15 protein-coding genes are annotated in these 14,481 nt (G+C 65.1%); 5 read left to right on the top strand and 10 right to left on the bottom strand.

The window, feature by feature from the left end; all coding sequences use genetic code 11:
* Positions 1–4: 4 nt before the first annotated feature.
* Both purS and purC read right to left on the bottom strand, forming a co-directional pair.
* On the bottom strand, positions 5–247 hold the full coding sequence (gene purS / locus ACVW1C_RS34925) for a phosphoribosylformylglycinamidine synthase subunit PurS (protein WP_029083848.1): 243 nt from the start codon (positions 245–247) through the stop codon (positions 5–7).
* Positions 248–262: 15 nt separating this feature from the next.
* Entirely contained in the window at positions 263–1,030 is a 768-nt protein-coding gene (gene purC / locus ACVW1C_RS34920; RefSeq protein WP_016843454.1) for a phosphoribosylaminoimidazolesuccinocarboxamide synthase, read from the bottom strand.
* 347 nt (positions 1,031–1,377) lie between these two features.
* Here purC and ACVW1C_RS34915 point away from each other — a divergent pair, with 347 nt between their 5' ends.
* Complete coding sequence (locus ACVW1C_RS34915) at positions 1,378–1,701, top strand: DUF1476 domain-containing protein (protein WP_456762144.1); 324 nt, start codon at positions 1,378–1,380, stop codon at positions 1,699–1,701.
* 47 nt (positions 1,702–1,748) lie between these two features.
* On the opposite strand, the gene ACVW1C_RS34910 is transcribed toward ACVW1C_RS34915, so the two are convergent.
* Positions 1,749–2,693 (bottom strand): LysR family transcriptional regulator, encoded by a 945-nt coding sequence (locus tag ACVW1C_RS34910; protein ID WP_456762143.1) that lies wholly within the window; start codon positions 2,691–2,693, stop codon positions 1,749–1,751.
* Positions 2,694–2,805: 112 nt separating this feature from the next.
* Here ACVW1C_RS34910 and ACVW1C_RS34905 point away from each other — a divergent pair, with 112 nt between their 5' ends.
* The gene (locus ACVW1C_RS34905; RefSeq protein WP_456762142.1) at positions 2,806–3,636 is read left to right on the top strand and encodes an isocitrate lyase/PEP mutase family protein; all 831 of its coding nucleotides are present in this window, start codon (positions 2,806–2,808) and stop codon (positions 3,634–3,636) included.
* Positions 3,637–3,828: 192 nt separating this feature from the next.
* Entirely contained in the window at positions 3,829–5,259 is a 1,431-nt protein-coding gene (gene purB, locus ACVW1C_RS34900) for an adenylosuccinate lyase (protein WP_456762141.1), read from the top strand.
* A gap of 67 nt (positions 5,260–5,326) precedes the next feature.
* On the opposite strand, the gene cynS is transcribed toward purB, so the two are convergent.
* The 7 genes from cynS to ACVW1C_RS34865 form a co-directional block, all read right to left on the bottom strand.
* Positions 5,327–5,809, bottom strand: a complete 483-nt coding sequence (gene cynS, locus ACVW1C_RS34895) for a cyanase (RefSeq protein ID WP_456762140.1) — start codon at positions 5,807–5,809, stop codon at positions 5,327–5,329.
* 19 nt (positions 5,810–5,828) lie between these two features.
* Entirely contained in the window at positions 5,829–6,740 is a 912-nt protein-coding gene (locus ACVW1C_RS34890; protein ID WP_456762139.1) for an ABC transporter ATP-binding protein, read from the bottom strand.
* A 196-nt stretch (positions 6,741–6,936) separates the two neighbouring features.
* Positions 6,937–7,776, bottom strand: a complete 840-nt coding sequence (ntrB, locus tag ACVW1C_RS34885; RefSeq protein ID WP_456762138.1) for a nitrate ABC transporter permease — start codon at positions 7,774–7,776, stop codon at positions 6,937–6,939.
* A gap of 160 nt (positions 7,777–7,936) precedes the next feature.
* Positions 7,937–9,328 (bottom strand): CmpA/NrtA family ABC transporter substrate-binding protein, encoded by a 1,392-nt coding sequence (locus ACVW1C_RS34880; protein ID WP_456762137.1) that lies wholly within the window; start codon positions 9,326–9,328, stop codon positions 7,937–7,939.
* Positions 9,329–9,434: 106 nt separating this feature from the next.
* A complete protein-coding gene (locus ACVW1C_RS34875; RefSeq protein WP_456762136.1) occupies positions 9,435–10,313 on the bottom strand; it encodes a sulfurtransferase in 879 nt (292 codons plus the stop codon).
* 48 nt (positions 10,314–10,361) lie between these two features.
* Complete coding sequence (locus ACVW1C_RS34870) at positions 10,362–11,489, bottom strand: acyl-CoA dehydrogenase family protein (protein ID WP_456762135.1); 1,128 nt, start codon at positions 11,487–11,489, stop codon at positions 10,362–10,364.
* Positions 11,490–11,524: 35 nt separating this feature from the next.
* Positions 11,525–12,067, bottom strand: coding sequence for an OsmC family protein (locus ACVW1C_RS34865; RefSeq protein ID WP_050402025.1), 543 nt, complete (start codon positions 12,065–12,067; stop codon positions 11,525–11,527).
* 266 nt (positions 12,068–12,333) lie between these two features.
* Here ACVW1C_RS34865 and ACVW1C_RS34860 point away from each other — a divergent pair, with 266 nt between their 5' ends.
* Positions 12,334–12,993: a TetR/AcrR family transcriptional regulator gene (locus ACVW1C_RS34860; RefSeq protein WP_456763248.1), complete on the top strand. Its 660-nt coding sequence runs from the start codon at positions 12,334–12,336 to the stop codon at positions 12,991–12,993.
* A gap of 262 nt (positions 12,994–13,255) precedes the next feature.
* The gene (locus ACVW1C_RS34855; protein WP_456762134.1) at positions 13,256–14,473 is read left to right on the top strand and encodes a diguanylate cyclase domain-containing protein; all 1,218 of its coding nucleotides are present in this window, start codon (positions 13,256–13,258) and stop codon (positions 14,471–14,473) included.
* Positions 14,474–14,481 lie beyond the last annotated feature (8 nt).

Genomic DNA, 14,481 nt, shown 5'->3' with positions numbered 1-14,481 from the left:
CTCGCTAGCTCAGAACCTCGACCCGGTAGTTCTCGATCACGGTATTGGCGAGCAGCTTGTCGGCGGCGGCCTTGAGCGCCGCCTCCGCCTTGGCCTTGTCGGTCGCGGCGAGCTCGATGTCGAACACCTTGCCCTGGCGAACGCTGGCGACGCCGTCGACGCCGAGCGATTTCAGCGCCCCCTCGATCGCCTTGCCCTGCGGATCGAGGATGCCCGACTTCAATGTCACTGTTACACGTGCTTTCACGGTCGCCCCTTAAGCTTAGCTCTTCACCAGCACCGGGCCGCTGCCGGCCGGCCGCTCGTTCTCGATCAGAATGCCGAGCCGCTTCGCGACCTCGGTGTAGGCCTCGAGCAGGCCACCCAGATCCCGGCGGAAGCGGTCCTTGTCGAGCTTCTCGTTCGACTTGATGTCCCACAGCCGGCAGGAGTCCGGCGAGATCTCGTCGGCGACGATGATCCGCATCATTTCGTTCTCGAACAGCCGCCCGCACTCCATCTTGAAGTCGACGAGGCGGATGCCGATGCCCAGGAAGAGACCCGTCAGGAAGTCGTTGACGCGGATGGCGAGCGCCATGATGTCGTCGATCTCCTGCGGCGTGGCCCAGCCGAAGGCGGTGATGTGCTCTTCCGACACCATGGGGTCGTTGAGCTGGTCGTTCTTGTAATAGAACTCGATGATCGAGCGCGGCAGCTGGGTGCCCTCCTCGATCCCGAGCCGCTGCGACAGCGAGCCGGCGGCGACGTTCCGCACCACCACCTCGAGCGGCACGATCTCGACCTCGCGAATCAGTTGCTCGCGCATGTTGAGGCGGCGGATGAAGTGGGTCGGCACCCCGATGTCGTTGAGGTGCTGAAACAGGTACTCCGAAATCCTGTTGTTGAGGACGCCCTTGCCCTCGATCACCTGGTGTTTCTTGGCATTGAACGCGGTCGCGTCGTCCTTGAAGTGCTGGATCAGGGTTCCCGGCTCGGGGCCTTCGTAAAGCACCTTGGCCTTGCCTTCATAAATACGGCGTCGACGGCTCATTGGGATGTACCGTGTTTTGTTGAAATCCATGGATTTGGGTGCTCCGGATGACTTGGGGTTACGACCCACGACGGAGCTGCCGCGGAGGCCTGGAACCTGGGTAATCCAACTGGAAACAGAACAAGAACCATGCCTGTTGGCAACCTATCCGATTGGCCCATCCAGCACAATCGATAGTGCCCCCATCGGGGCACTTATACCGCCCTATCAAAAAGGCCCGATTCCGCCTGTTTTGCCTGCGGCTTAACGGCTCGTTGTCTTGCCGATTCCTCCCGCTTATCTAGGCAGGCATCGGGGCTGCCGCAACGAGCATCACCCCGCATTCAGCAGGGAATTGGAACTTCGGCATGAACGAATTCAACAAGCGCGAGGAAGGTTTCGAGAAGAAGTTCGCCCTCGACGAGGAGCAGAAGTTCAAGGCCGAAGCACGCCGGAACAAGCTGCTCGGCCTGTGGGCCGCCGAGAAGCTCGGCATCTCGGGCGATGCCGCCAACGCCTATGCCAAGGAGGTGGTGGCCGCCGACTTCGAGGAAGCCGGCGACAATGACGTTCTGCACAAGGTTCTGAAGGACCTCACCGCCAAGGGCCAGGCCACGACCGAGCGCGACGTCCGCGCCAAGATGGACGAATTGCTGGCCGTGGCGGCGGCCCAGGTAAAAGCCGGAACGTGAAGGAGGGAACTTAAGTTCTCGCGCCGCCTGAGCTCCGATTCGACTTTTTACGCGCGCCGGACACCGTTCCGGCGCGACCTGTTTGTGCCCCTCGCTTTGGTAAAGTCGGCCCGGATGATCTCGAGCAAGCGCCGCGACGCGGCGCTGAGGAAACCGCCATGCCGCGTCACCGCGACGACCTCATGACTTGCGGTGAGATTGCCGACGCGGATCGTCGCGATCGACCCGGCGCGCAGCTCCTCCGCCGCGTTGCTTCGTGACAGCAGGGCGATCCCGAGCCCGGCCTCGACCAGCCGCTTCTGCGCCGTGAGGCTGTCGACCGGCGTCCAGCCGACCTCGCCGAGCCCGTGCGTCAGGAACAGGGCGAACACGTGCGAAGCGGTGATCTCGCGCCGTCCGGGCACCTCGGGAAAGGCGATCCAGCGCTCGTCCCTGAGATCGGCAAGACGGTCGACCCGGCGTCCCGCCAGCGGATGGTCCGGCGCGCAGACCACCCCGAGCGGCTCGGCGAACAGCACCTCGCAATCGAGATCGCCCGAGCGGTCGCGGTCGTAGCGCAGCCCGATCGTCGCCTCGCCGCGCCGGATCAGATCGCTGACCTCGGCACTGGTCGCGGTACGCAGCGTCAGCGCGACATCGGGATGCCGGCGCGCAAATCGCTTCAGCACCTTCGACAGCCGCTCGCCGGCCAGCGTGCCGGTCACCGCCAGCGCCACCGGGCCGGAATTGTCGCGCAGCAGCGCCCGCACTGCATTCTCGGCATCCTGTGCCGCAGCCACCGCACGTTCGGCATAGGGCACCATCACCCGCCCCGCATCGCTCAATCTCGTCTTGCCCGCGATCCGCTCGAACAGCGGCACGCCGAGCTCCTGCTCGAGCAGCGCGATGCGCCGCGAGATCGCCGGCTGCGAACGATGCAGCGCCTTGGCGGCATTCGAGATCCCGCCGCGCCGGTGCACCACCAGAAACGTGTTGAGCGCGTCGCTGTCCATCTGCCGCCTCATGCAAAAAGCTGATGATATCGAGAGGAATAACAAATTTGTCTGATAGCCGAAACCGCCCTATCGCTGGTCTCAGACGCTTTTCCAGCCATCAGGAGTTCACATGCGCACCCAGGCAGACAAGGCAGCACGTTTTCGCGAGCTGCATCAGCGCTCCGGCGCCTTCATCATCCCGAATCCCTGGGATGCCGGCACGGCGAAGCTGCTCGCGGCGATGGGTTTCGAGGCGCTTGCGACCACCAGCCTCGGGCTCGCCAACACGCTCGGCAGCGCGACCGTCAGCCTCGATGCCATCATCGACAATTGCCGGGTGATATCTGAGGCCACCGACCTGCCGGTCAACGCCGACCTGGAGAATTGCGGCGCCGACGATCCCAAGACCGCGGCGAAGGCGATCGCGCGCGCCGCCGAAGCCGGCGTGGTCGGCGGCTCGATCGAGGATTCGACCGGCAATCGCGAGCACCCGATCTACGATTTCTCGCTCGCGGTCGAGCGGGTGCAGGCGGCGGTCGAGGCCGCCCGTGCCCTACCCTTCCCGTTCACGTTGACGGCGCGGGCGGAAAACTTTCTCTGGGGACGCAAGGACCTCGACGACACCATCAAGCGGCTGCAGGCGTTCGAAGCCGCCGGCGCCGACGTATTGTATTCGCCGGGCCTCTACGACCTCGGCACCATCCGGACCGTGGTGTCGGCATTGAAACGGCCGTTCAACCTCGTGATGGGCTTTGCCGATCCGACCCTGACGGTCGAGCAATTGTCCGCCGCCGGCGTCAAGCGCATCAGCGTCGGCGGCGCGATGGAGCGCCACGCGCTCGCCGCGTTCCTGCGCTGTGCCCGCGAGATGAAGGATCAGGGCTCCTTTAGCTTCGTGCGCGACATGGCGCCGGTGGCCGAGGTCAGGGCGGTGTTCAACAGCTCCGTTGCCGCCTTGTGATCGCGAGCAGCGCGGACGGGAGTCCCGCTCCCCAGTGCTCCATGCACGCGCCGCCTCGGGTTGCCTGAGGCGGCGCGGGTCACTATCTGATAGGATGCCGCCAACATTGCGGCCGTGGTGCCTGCAATCTCGACGATCCATGACAGCTCTCGGCTTGCAGCCGGCACCAGGTAATGCCAAGAGAGCGGGATCATGCCCCAAGATCAAATTTCCAACGTTCTCGCTGAACGTTATGCCTCACCCGCCATGCGCGCCATCTGGAGTGGCGAGGGCAAGGTTCGCCTCGAACGCGACTACTGGATCGCCGTGCTGAAGGGCCAGCGCGATCTCGGGATTCCGGTTCCGGACGGCGTGATCGAAAGCTACGAGCGCGTGAAGGACCAGATCAACCTGGCCTCCATCATGCAGCGGGAGCGCGTCACCCGCCACGACGTCAAGGCGCGCATCGAGGAGTTCTGCGATCTGGCCGGTCATGAGCACCTGCACAAGGGCATGACCAGCCGCGACCTCACCGAGAATGTCGAGCAGCTCCAGGTCTACCGCGCCTTGCAGCTGGTCGAGATCAAGAGCATCGCCGCGCTGATTCGGTTTGCGAAGCGCGCCCAGCAATTGCGCGACATCCCGTTCACCGCGCGCACCCACAACGTGGCCGCGCAAGTCACGACGCTCGGCAAGCGCATCGCCATGTCCGGCGAGGAGATGCTGCTGGCGCATCAGAGCCTGGTCAATGTGCTGCAAACCTACCCCGCTCGCGGCCTGAAGGGCGCAGTGGGCACCCGTCTCGACCAGATCACCCTGTTCAACGGCGATGCCGGCAAGGCGCGCGCGCTCGAGGAACGCATCCTGGTTCACCTCGGCCTGCCGAAAGCGCTCGATGCCGTCGGCCAGGTCTATCCGCGCAGCCTCGACTTCCGTGCGGTCAGCGTGCTCACCGAGCTCGCCAGCGGTCCCGGCAACTTCGCCAAGACCATCCGCCTGATGGCGGGCCACGAACTCGCCAGCGAAGGCTTTGCCAAGGGCCAGGTCGGTTCCTCGGCGATGCCGCACAAGATGAACAGCCGCTCCTGCGAGCGCATCAACGGCCTGCATGTGATCCTGAAGGGCTATCTCGCGATGGCAGCCGGGCTCGCCGGCGATCAGTGGAACGAAGGCGACGTCTCCTGCTCCGTCGTCCGCCGCGTGATGCTGCCCGACGCATTCCTCGCCATGGACGGGTTGCTCGAAACCCTGCTCACCGTGCTCGACCAGATGGAGGTGTTCGAAGCCGTCGTCGCGACCGAGCTCAACCGCTATCTGCCCTTCCTGCTGACCACCACTGTCATGATGGAAGCGGTCAAGAAGGGCGCCGGCCGCGAAGGCGCCCACGAGGCGATCAAGGAGCACGCCGTCGCGGCGATCGGCGACCTGCGCACCGGCAAGATCGTGCAGAACGACCTGCTGCAGCGGCTCGCCGCCGATCGGCGCCTCGGCTTGGGCGAAGCCGAGCTGCAGGCCGTGCTCGACCAGGGCCGCGCCAACTCCGGCGACGCCGCTGCCCAGGTCGATCACTTCGCCGAGCAGGTCGACGCCCTGGCGAAGGCCAAGCCGGACGCTGCGAGCTTCACGCCGGGCACGATCTTATAGCTGATAGTGAGTAGCGAATAGCGAGCGGACAAGATTCCATTCGCTACTCGCAATTCGTCGCCGCTCCTCACTGCTCCTTGAAGCCGTATTCCGGCACGTTGCCGCTGGCGCCGTAATATTTGTACGGCAGGAACTTGCCGCTCATGGTGATCTTGACGCGATCACCCTTCGGATTCGGCAGGCGTTCCATCACCATGTCGAAATCGATCGCCGACATGATGCCGTCGCCATATTCCTCCTCGATCAGCGCCTTCCACGCCGGTCCGTTGACCATCACGAGCTCGTAGAAGCGATAGATCAGGGGATCGGTGGGCGGCATCGGCATGCCGCGCATCGGCGTCTCGTTGAGCATCGCAGTCTCGGCCTTCGACAGCCCGAACAGTTCGCCGGCATTGGCGGCCTGCGGCTTTGTCAGCTTCATCTGGCCAAGGATCGCGCCCGTGATCAGCACCTCGGAATAGCCGCCGATCCTTTCGCAGATGTATTTCCAGGTCCAGCCCTTCTCGCGCTTGATGTCGAGCAGCTTCTCGGTGAGGTCTTCGCGTTTCATCTGGTTTCCTCCTCTGGCTTCAGCGCGCAACGCTCTGCGCGGGATTGGGTTCGACGACGCGCGGCGGCGAGACGATCGTGGGCTCCCCGACGCCGGGCCGCACCGTCGGCACGTGGCGCGGATCGTGATCGGTCACCTCAGCGGCAAAGCTCTTGCTGCGGCTGACCAGGAAATCGACGATATGGTTGCGCAGCGCATAGTAGTAGGGATGACGGTGCAGGTCGATCCGGCCGCGCTCCTTCGGCAGCGGGTTCTCGACGATCTCGGCCAGCACCGCGCCGGGCCCGTTGGTCATCAGGAATATCTTGTCGGCGAGGAAGATCGCCTCGTCCACGTCGTGGGTGATCATGAAGGTGGTCTGCCCGGTCTCCAGGCAGATGCGCCGCACCTCGTCCTGCAGCGTGCCGCGGGTCAGCGCGTCCAGCGCCGAGAACGGCTCGTCCATCAGCATGATCTTCGGCGTGATCGACAGCGCCCGCGCGATGCCGACGCGCTGCTTCATGCCACCCGACAGCTCCGAAGGATGCTTGTGCTCGGAGCCGGTCAGCCCGACGAGATCGATCAATTTCTGCGCGTGGGCCCTGACCCGGGCGCGGTCCCATTTGCGCCATTTCGAGCTCACGGCGTAGCCGACATTGCCGAGCACGGTGCGCCACGGCAGCAGCGCATGGCTCTGGAAGATCACGGCGCGGTCGAGGCTGGTGCCCTCGATGCCCTGGCCATCGACGATGACAGTCCCCTCGCTCGGCTCGTCGAGCCCGGCGAGGATGTTCAGCACCGTGGTCTTGCCGCAGCCGGAATGGCCGATCACGCAGCCGAACTCGCCGCGCGTCATCGACAGCCAGAAGTCCTCGAACACAGTGGTGGTGCCGCCGCCGGCGCCGGGATAACGCCGGGCGATTCCCTCGATGGAGATGAACTTGTCGGTCATCGCCTGTCGCTCCGCGGAGACGATTCGCCCCCTCGCCCCGCCTCTTGCGGGGAGAGGGTTGGGGTGAGGGGCTTTCTCCGGCCATTCGACTCGCGGAGAGTTCCCCTCACCCGGATCGCCCGCTGTCGCGTACGATCCGACCTCTCCCCGCGAGCGGGGCGAGGTGAATTGGCTGCAGAACGGGTGTCGGTCATCGCTACTCCGGAAACGTCACCATGCGCGTGAAGCGCGCCAGCACCTGGTCGAGCAGCATGCCGACGAGGCCGATTAAAAGGATCGCGATGATCACATTGGTGATCGACAGATTGTTCCACTCGTTCCAGACGAAATAGCCGATGCCGGTGCCGCCGACGAGCATCTCGGCGGCGACGATCACGAGCCAGGCGATCCCGATCGAGATCCGCATGCCCGTCAGGATCGTCGGCGCCGCCGCCGGCAGGATCACGGTGAAGGCGCGCCTGACGGTGCCGACCTCGAGCGTCCGCGCGACGTTGATCCACTCCTTGCGCACGCCTGCGACCCCAAACGCGGTGTTGAGCAGCATCGGCCACACCGAGCAGATGAAAATGACAAAAATCGCCGAGATCGAGGAATCCTTGATGGTGTAGAGCGCGAGCGGCATCCAGGCCAGCGGCGAGATCGGCTTTAGCAGCTGGATGAAGGGATCGAGCGCTCTGCTGATCAGGGGCGACATCCCGATCATGAAGCCGAGCGGGATCGCGACGATGACCGCAATGAGATAGCCGAGCCCGACGCGCCCGATCGAATAGGCGAGCTGGATGCCGAGCCCCTTGTCGTTCGGCCCGTTGTCGTAGAACGGCCTCTTCAGATGCTCCCACAGCTTGGTGCCGACATCGAGCGGCCCGGGCATCGCCGACTTGCCCTGGGTCGCGGTCAGCCCCATCAGCCTGGCATATTCCGGGCTCATGGCCGCCGTCGTGCCGCTGCCGCGGGTCGCGAGGTGCCATGTGCCGAGGAAGGCCGCGAGCAGCGCAAGCGAGACGATGGCGGCGCGGAGACGAAGGGAGAGCGTCATCGCGCGAGCTCCCTCAACGCGTCGTCCCTGCGAAAGCAGGGACCCATAACCACCGGCGCCAATTGTTGCGCTGAGTGTCTTCCCGCGCGCCTAACCGAGAGAGTGCGGCGTATGGGTCCCTGCTTTCGCAGGGACGACGGCGTGGATAGAATTTCTCCCCTCACGACGACTTCCTGATCTTGAAGCTCGCGAGATAATCGTCGGGCTTGGCCGCATCGAAGCTCTTGCCCATCACCGAGAACGACTTGTACGAGCTCGTCGGCGGCGCAAGCCCCATCTCGGCCATCACCTTTTTCGTATCGGTGGCGAGATAGACCTGCTCGGCGACCGCCTTGTAGTCGACGTCGCCCTTGATCTGGCCCCAGCGCTTCATCTGCGTCAGCATCCACACCGCAAAGGACTGCCAGGGGAACGGATCGAAGTCGACGCGCTTCGGATCGGTCTTCACGCCGCCGAGGCCGTCGGCATAGGTGCCGGTCAGCACCTGCTCGAGCACCGTCACCGGCGCGTTGATATAGTTGGCCGGCGCGATCGCCTCCGCGATCTGCTTGCGGTTCTCGGCCTTCGCAGCAAAGCCGGTGGCATCGACGATCGCGCGGGTCAGCGCCGCGAAGGAATTCGGCGCCGTCGTGATGAACTCGCGGCTCGCGGCAAAGCTGCAGCAGGGATGGCCGTCCCAGATCTCCTTGGACAGGATGTGCAGGAAGCCCACCCCGTCATAGATCGCGCGCTGGCAGATGTTGTCGGGCGCGAGGAAGCCGTCGATGTTGTCGGCGCGCAGATTGGCGACCATCTCCGGCGGCGGCACCGAGCGGAGCTGCACGTCGGTATCCGGATCGAGCCCGTGCTCGGCGAGATAATAGCGTAGCAAATAGTTGTGCATGGAGTAGTCGAACGGAATGGCGAACTTCATGCCTTTCCAATCCTTGGGATCGCGCCTGTCCTTGTGCTTGATGGCAAGCGTGATGCCCTGCCCGTTGATGTTCTCGATCGCGGGCACGGTGAAGGGCATGGCGTTGGCACCAAGCCCGAGCGAAATCGCGATCGGCATCGGCGCCAGCATGTGGGCGGCGTCGTATTCCTTGTTGATGGTCTTGTCGCGGATCACGGCCCAGCCGGCGGTCTTCACGACCTCGACGTTGAGGCCCTGCCTGGCATAGAAGCCGAGCGGCGCCGCCATGATGATCGGGGTTGCACAAGTGATCGGGATGAAGCCGACCTTGAGATCCTTCTTCTCCGGTGGACCGGCGTCGGCGAACGCCTCCGTCGCGGTCTTCAACGGGAAGAGCTGCGACAACGCGGCAAGCGCCGTCGCCGCCCCCACCGATTTCAGAAAGGCGCGGCGCGCAACGTCCTGCGGAAACACCGCGCGCATCACCGCCGACGCGACGATGCCTTCGTAACGCTTCTGTTCGCCGAGATCGGCGACCGGCTCGCAGCGCAGCGTGCGCGCGGCATGCGCATGCTCGGCGGCCGAGCGGTGCCGGCCGCAGGCGCAGCCGGATCGCACGAGCGCGCGGTCGGCGTCGAAGGCATCATCAAAGGTGGACATGCTGCGCCCCATTGTCGCACCGAACCACGCAGAGCTCCGCGATCCGGTGCATTGATCGGCGTTCGGCCGCGTTTTGCGCCGCCGGACGCCGACAAACATGCAGGTTCTATGCCGCCTTGTCCGTGACGACAGCCGCGGTCGGCAGACCCTCGTCGATCGGCAGCGCCGGGTCGCGCGACCACTCGTTCCAGGAGCCGAAGTACATCCGCACGTCCTTCACGCCGGCGTTCTTCAGCGCCAGGAAGGTGTTCGAAGCGCGCGCCCCCTTGAAGCAGTAGAGATAGACCGGCGTGGTTTGCGAGATGCCGACGGTGGCACATTCCGCCAGGATCTCGTCCTTCGACTTGAAGCGCGGGCCCTCGGCGGTCGGCTTCATCATCCGGTACCATTCCAGCCAGACGGCGCCGGGGATGCGGCCCTTGCGCGGGCAGAAATCCTTGCCGTAGGGCGAGGAGCTTTCGCCGATCCACTCGTCGACGTCGCGCACATCGAGGATCGCGACGCCGGGCTTGCCGACCGCGGCCAGCATCGCCTTGGCATCGATCATGATATCGCCGGCCTCCGGCACGATCGCAAAGGAGGCCTTCGCCGGCACCGCAACGTCGGTGGTGACAGGCAGATCGGCGGCTTTCCAGGCATCGAAGCCGCCATGCAGCACCTTAATCTTGGGATAGCCCAGCATCGTCAGCAGATAGTAGCCGCGGCAGGACTGGCCGAAGCCGGAATTCATCGACTGCTCGTAGATCACGGCGGTTTCCTTGCCGGAGAGACCGGCGGCGCCGAACGCGTCGGCGAACTTGGTCTTCAGCTCGTCGATGCCTTCCGGCGTCGAGGTCGCAAGGAATGTGAAGATGTCATGCACATTGACGGCGCCGGGCAGATGGCCGGCCGCATAGGCATCCGGATTCCGCGTGTCGATGACGACACATGGTTCTTTCTTGACGAACTCGGCAAGTTCGCCGGCGGTGATCAGAACGTCCGTCATGGCTCTCTCCTGTTTGTGGTTGCAGTTGTGGTGGTCCCGAACTCCTGGTCAGCCGTCCGCCAGCATCTTGCGCAGCTGCTTGGTGGCAGGCGTGACGATGGCGACGAAATAGGCTTCGCGCAGCCTGCGCTGGGCGCGGTGGCTCATCAGATAGCCGCGCGCGCCGCAATGGAGCATCGCGGCGTGCGCAACCGCGACGCTGGCATCGCCGATCCGCAGGCGGAGCGCGACGACACGGCGCCAATAGCGGTCATCGGTATTGTAGGGATCGCTTGCCAGCGCCATCGCCTCCTTCTCGAACTCGGCATAGAGTTCGCGGAATTGCAGCGGCTGCTGCGGCAGATAGCGGTTGACGTGACCGAGCGGTGCATGGACCTCGTCCATGATGTTGATGCAATCCTTCATCAGGCCGAGGCCCATGCCGGCCTGCAGCAGGATGAAGCCGGCGCGGATCTTCTTGACGAACGGCGCAGCCGGCTCGGCCAGGATCAACTCGTCCGGCACGAACACGTCGCGGAACTGGACGCCGTAGGTGCCGGTGCCGTCCATCGCCAGGAACGGCTTGCACGGCGTCAGCGTGATCGCGGGGTCGGAGCAATCGGCAAGGAACATCACGGTGCTGCCCGGCTCGCCCTTGCTGCCCTCGTCCTCGCGCTCGAAGATCGTGCCGAAGTAATGGTCGGGGCCGAGATTCGACACCCACGGCAGCGCGCCGCGGACGATGTAGCCGCCATCGACCTTGCGGCCCTTCAGCTTCAGCCGCTCGATGCCGAAGAAGCTCTTCATCGGGTTGGAGAGCCCGGTGCCGCCGAGCGCCCGCCCGCTGGAGAAGCAATTGCCGAAGCGCGCGGCGAGCTTCATGTTGGTGGAATTGGCGACGTACCAGACCAGCGTGTTCTGGCACCACGCCATGAAGGCGGTGGCGCCGCAGACCTCGCCGAGCGCGGCCATCGACTGGATCGCCCAACGCAGGTCGGCAGGCCCCTCCTGCGGCACGTGGCTGCTCCACGCGCCGACCTTGCCGAGCCGGCGCAGGAATTCGCCGGGATAGACCGAGCCGGCATCGATCGCGGATGCGAGCGGTGCCAGCTCCTGACGCGCCAGACGCGCGACCTCGTCCGTGATGGTCGGTGCGGGATCTTGAGCTGCGACCCGCGATAATGCCAGTGAACCCATGGTTGGTCTCCGCACCTTGAATTGCCGGTCGAGCCTTACGCGCTGACCTCGAGATTGACGGGGCGGGTGAAGGTGTTGGCGACCGGCGACCACTTCTTCACATGCGCCACCAGCGCGTCGATCTCGTCCTGCGCGACGCCCTCGCATTCCATGTCGACCTTGACGCGGACGTCGGTGAAGCCGACCGGCTTCTCGCTGACGTCGCCGGTGCCCCACACCGCGGTGATGTTGAGATCGCCCTCCAATTCCAATTCGAGCTTGTTGACGATCCAGCCGCGATGCACCGCGTTGGCGTGCAGGCCGACCGCAAGGCAGGAGCCGAGCGCGGCGAGCGAGGCCTCGGACGGATTGGGCGCGGTGTCGTCACCGAGCAGGCCCGGCGGCTCGTCGACGATGTAGGGCGCGAGGTTGCGGATGTAGTTGGCATGACGGAACTTGCCCTCGGCCACCGTCCTGCACTTCAAGGTCTTGATGACCTTCGGGTTGGCCTTGCCGTTGGCAATCAGCTGCTCGAGCCCGCCTCTGTCGATCGGCGCGAGGCAGCCGGTCAGTGCGGTTTTTTGAGCGACAGCGGTCATCAGTTTTCTCCCTGGGAGCGATGGATTGGTCAGGATACCGAACGGTCTGTTTCCTGCACGAAGCGTGCCAGTCCTCCGGCAAATCAAAAGGCGAAATCCCGCAGGCGCTTAGCTGTGCCTGCCTGCGGATTGATCAGGGCGCGATTGCTCAAACGCGGTGCATCTGCCGCGCCGCCGCGATTATTTTGAGCGCAGGACGGCGCACATGCCCGCCCCCGCGAAGATGCGGCTTGATGATTTCGCCGCGCTCCGATTTACTGCCGCGCATGGTCAGATCGCTTGCGAAGAAAAAACCTGCCTCGGCGTTCGCCGCCGGCGACGATGAATCGGCGCGCGGGCGCCTGCTGAATGCGGCGACGCATCTGTTCTGCAAGAACGGCATCAACGCCACCGGCATCGATGCGATCATCGACGAGGCCGGAACCGCCAAGACCACGCTCTACAAGCTGTTCGGCTCGAAGACCAACCTTGTGCATGCCGTGCTGGAAAGCGAAGGCAAGCAATGGCGTGAGTGGTTCATCGGCGCGATCGAGGCCGGCGGCGGCGATCCGCAGACCAAGCTGGCGCGGATCTTCCCTGCCCTGAAGAGCTGGTTTGCCGAGGAACGCTTCTACGGCTGCCCCTTCATCAACGCGGTCGCCGAGCACGACAAGGATGCCAAGCAGTTCCGCAACATCGCGCTGAAGCACAAGAAGGTGGTGCTGGCGCATATCGAGAAGCTCGCCGGCGAGATGGGCGCGAGCGAACCGGCGGTGCTTGCGCATCAGCTCGCGCTGTTGATCGACGGCGCCATCGTCGCCGCCATGGTGTCCTGCGATCCCGGTGTCGCCGACACCGCCGGCCTCGCCGCCAGCAATCTGTTCGCGCCGGCGAAGCTGAAGAAGACGAAGCGCGCGGGACGCGCGGACGAACTCATGGCAGTCTGACGGAAAGGGACGGCGCGATATAGCGACGCCCCCGATCACCTCGTTGTCCGCCTTGATCGGCACGCCCGCCCGAAAATTAACCGCCGGCCGAATGGACCGTCGCGACCAACGGCCGCATCGCAGCCTCCGGCATCGGTATTCGGCGGCGCGATCGCCCGCCGGATTTACCTGTCGTCAATCACACCGCGCGATCCGCCGCGGCCTTAAACGCCTGTTAGCTCCGGCCGGGTCAGTTGCCGCGTGAAAGTACGGGGCAAGAATAATGCAGTCCGAGAAAGGACGATACAGCCAGCCGCGCTGGGGCGTGACGCGCTGGCTCGCCGATGCGGGTCCGGGCGTGCCCGACGACATCCGCTCGGCGCTGATCGGGGATCTCTATGGCTCGCTGACGGTGTTCGCAGCCGGCGCGGTCAACACGGTCGCCGTCGCGGCCGTGATTGCGATCCGCGAGCCGACCGCGCCGTTCATCACCTGGGTCATCCTCGAACTCGTCATCTGCCTCTCGCGGCTGTCAGTGCTCGTGGCGGCGCATCGCGCGGCACGCGAAGGGCGGCCGACGCCGACCGATCTGCACCTTGTCCTCGCGGTCGCCTGGAGCGCCAGCGTCGGCTTCGGCATCCTGATCAGCCTCGCAAGCGGCGATTGGGTGGTTGCGATGCTCGCGTCGCTGTCGGCGGCGGCGATGGTCGGCGGCATCTGCTTCCGCAACTTCAGCGCCCCGCGCCTTGCCGGAACCATGATCCTGCTCAGCCTCGGCCCGATCGTGCCGGGCGCAGCCTTGGCGGGCGAGCCGCTGCTGTTCATCGTGTTCCTGCAGGTGCCGATGTATCTCGCAGCGATGACGGTCGCGGCCTTCCGCCTCAACAAGATGCTGATCGCAACCATGCGCGCCGAGCGCGAGAACGGCCATCTTGCCCATCACGACACCCTGACCGGCTTGCGCAATCGCGCCGGTTTCGTCGCCGCGCTGAACACGAGACTCGCGGCGTCGGCCGGAAATGGCAGGCCATTCGCGCTGCTGTTCCTCGACCTCGACAGTTTCAAGCCGATCAACGACACCTACGGCCACGCGGCCGGCGACCAGGTGCTGATGCTGGCCGCCGAGCGGCTGCGGCGCGCCCTGCCCGAGACCGCGGTGATCGCGCGACTCGGCGGCGATGAATTCGTGGTGCTGGCGAAGGGCGTCACCGCCGAGCAGGCCCGTGCGATCGGGCAGCGCATCATCCAGGCTGTCACGATGCCCTACCGGCTCGCCGACGGCATCTTCGCCAAGGTCGGCGTCAGCGTCGGTGTCGCTGTATCGCCCGAGCATGGCACCGAGGCCGAGGAGCTCCTGGCCGTTGCCGATGCCGCGCTGTACGAGGCCAAATCCGACGGCAAGGCACAGTGCCGCCTGGCTTCCGTCGCCACCAATGTCGCGGCACTGCGCCGGCTGACGAAAAAAGACCCCACGCCGGCGCTCGATCGCGGCGCCGCCTGAGACGACGT

It is taken from the genome of Bradyrhizobium sp. USDA 4011 (genome assembly GCF_054063415.1).
This window is presented reverse-complemented; position numbering and strand designations above follow the sequence as displayed.

Coding starts and splice junctions, on each gene's coding strand:
- purC (WP_016843454.1), bottom strand. CDS start 1,030: ATGAGCCGTCGACGCCGTATTTATGAAGGCAAGGCCAAGGTGCTTTAC.
- ACVW1C_RS34915 (WP_456762144.1), top strand. CDS start 1,378: ATGAACGAATTCAACAAGCGCGAGGAAGGTTTCGAGAAGAAGTTCGCC.
- ACVW1C_RS34910 (WP_456762143.1), bottom strand. CDS start 2,693: ATGGACAGCGACGCGCTCAACACGTTTCTGGTGGTGCACCGGCGCGGC.
- ACVW1C_RS34905 (WP_456762142.1), top strand. CDS start 2,806: ATGCGCACCCAGGCAGACAAGGCAGCACGTTTTCGCGAGCTGCATCAG.
- purB (WP_456762141.1), top strand. CDS start 3,829: ATGCCCCAAGATCAAATTTCCAACGTTCTCGCTGAACGTTATGCCTCA.
- cynS (WP_456762140.1), bottom strand. CDS start 5,809: ATGAAACGCGAAGACCTCACCGAGAAGCTGCTCGACATCAAGCGCGAG.
- ACVW1C_RS34890 (WP_456762139.1), bottom strand. CDS start 6,740: ATGACCGACAAGTTCATCTCCATCGAGGGAATCGCCCGGCGTTATCCC.
- ntrB (WP_456762138.1), bottom strand. CDS start 7,776: ATGACGCTCTCCCTTCGTCTCCGCGCCGCCATCGTCTCGCTTGCGCTG.
- ACVW1C_RS34880 (WP_456762137.1), bottom strand. CDS start 9,328: ATGTCCACCTTTGATGATGCCTTCGACGCCGACCGCGCGCTCGTGCGA.
- ACVW1C_RS34875 (WP_456762136.1), bottom strand. CDS start 10,313: ATGACGGACGTTCTGATCACCGCCGGCGAACTTGCCGAGTTCGTCAAG.
- ACVW1C_RS34870 (WP_456762135.1), bottom strand. CDS start 11,489: ATGGGTTCACTGGCATTATCGCGGGTCGCAGCTCAAGATCCCGCACCG.
- ACVW1C_RS34865 (WP_050402025.1), bottom strand. CDS start 12,067: ATGACCGCTGTCGCTCAAAAAACCGCACTGACCGGCTGCCTCGCGCCG.
- ACVW1C_RS34860 (WP_456763248.1), top strand. CDS start 12,334: ATGGTCAGATCGCTTGCGAAGAAAAAACCTGCCTCGGCGTTCGCCGCC.
- ACVW1C_RS34855 (WP_456762134.1), top strand. CDS start 13,256: ATGCAGTCCGAGAAAGGACGATACAGCCAGCCGCGCTGGGGCGTGACG.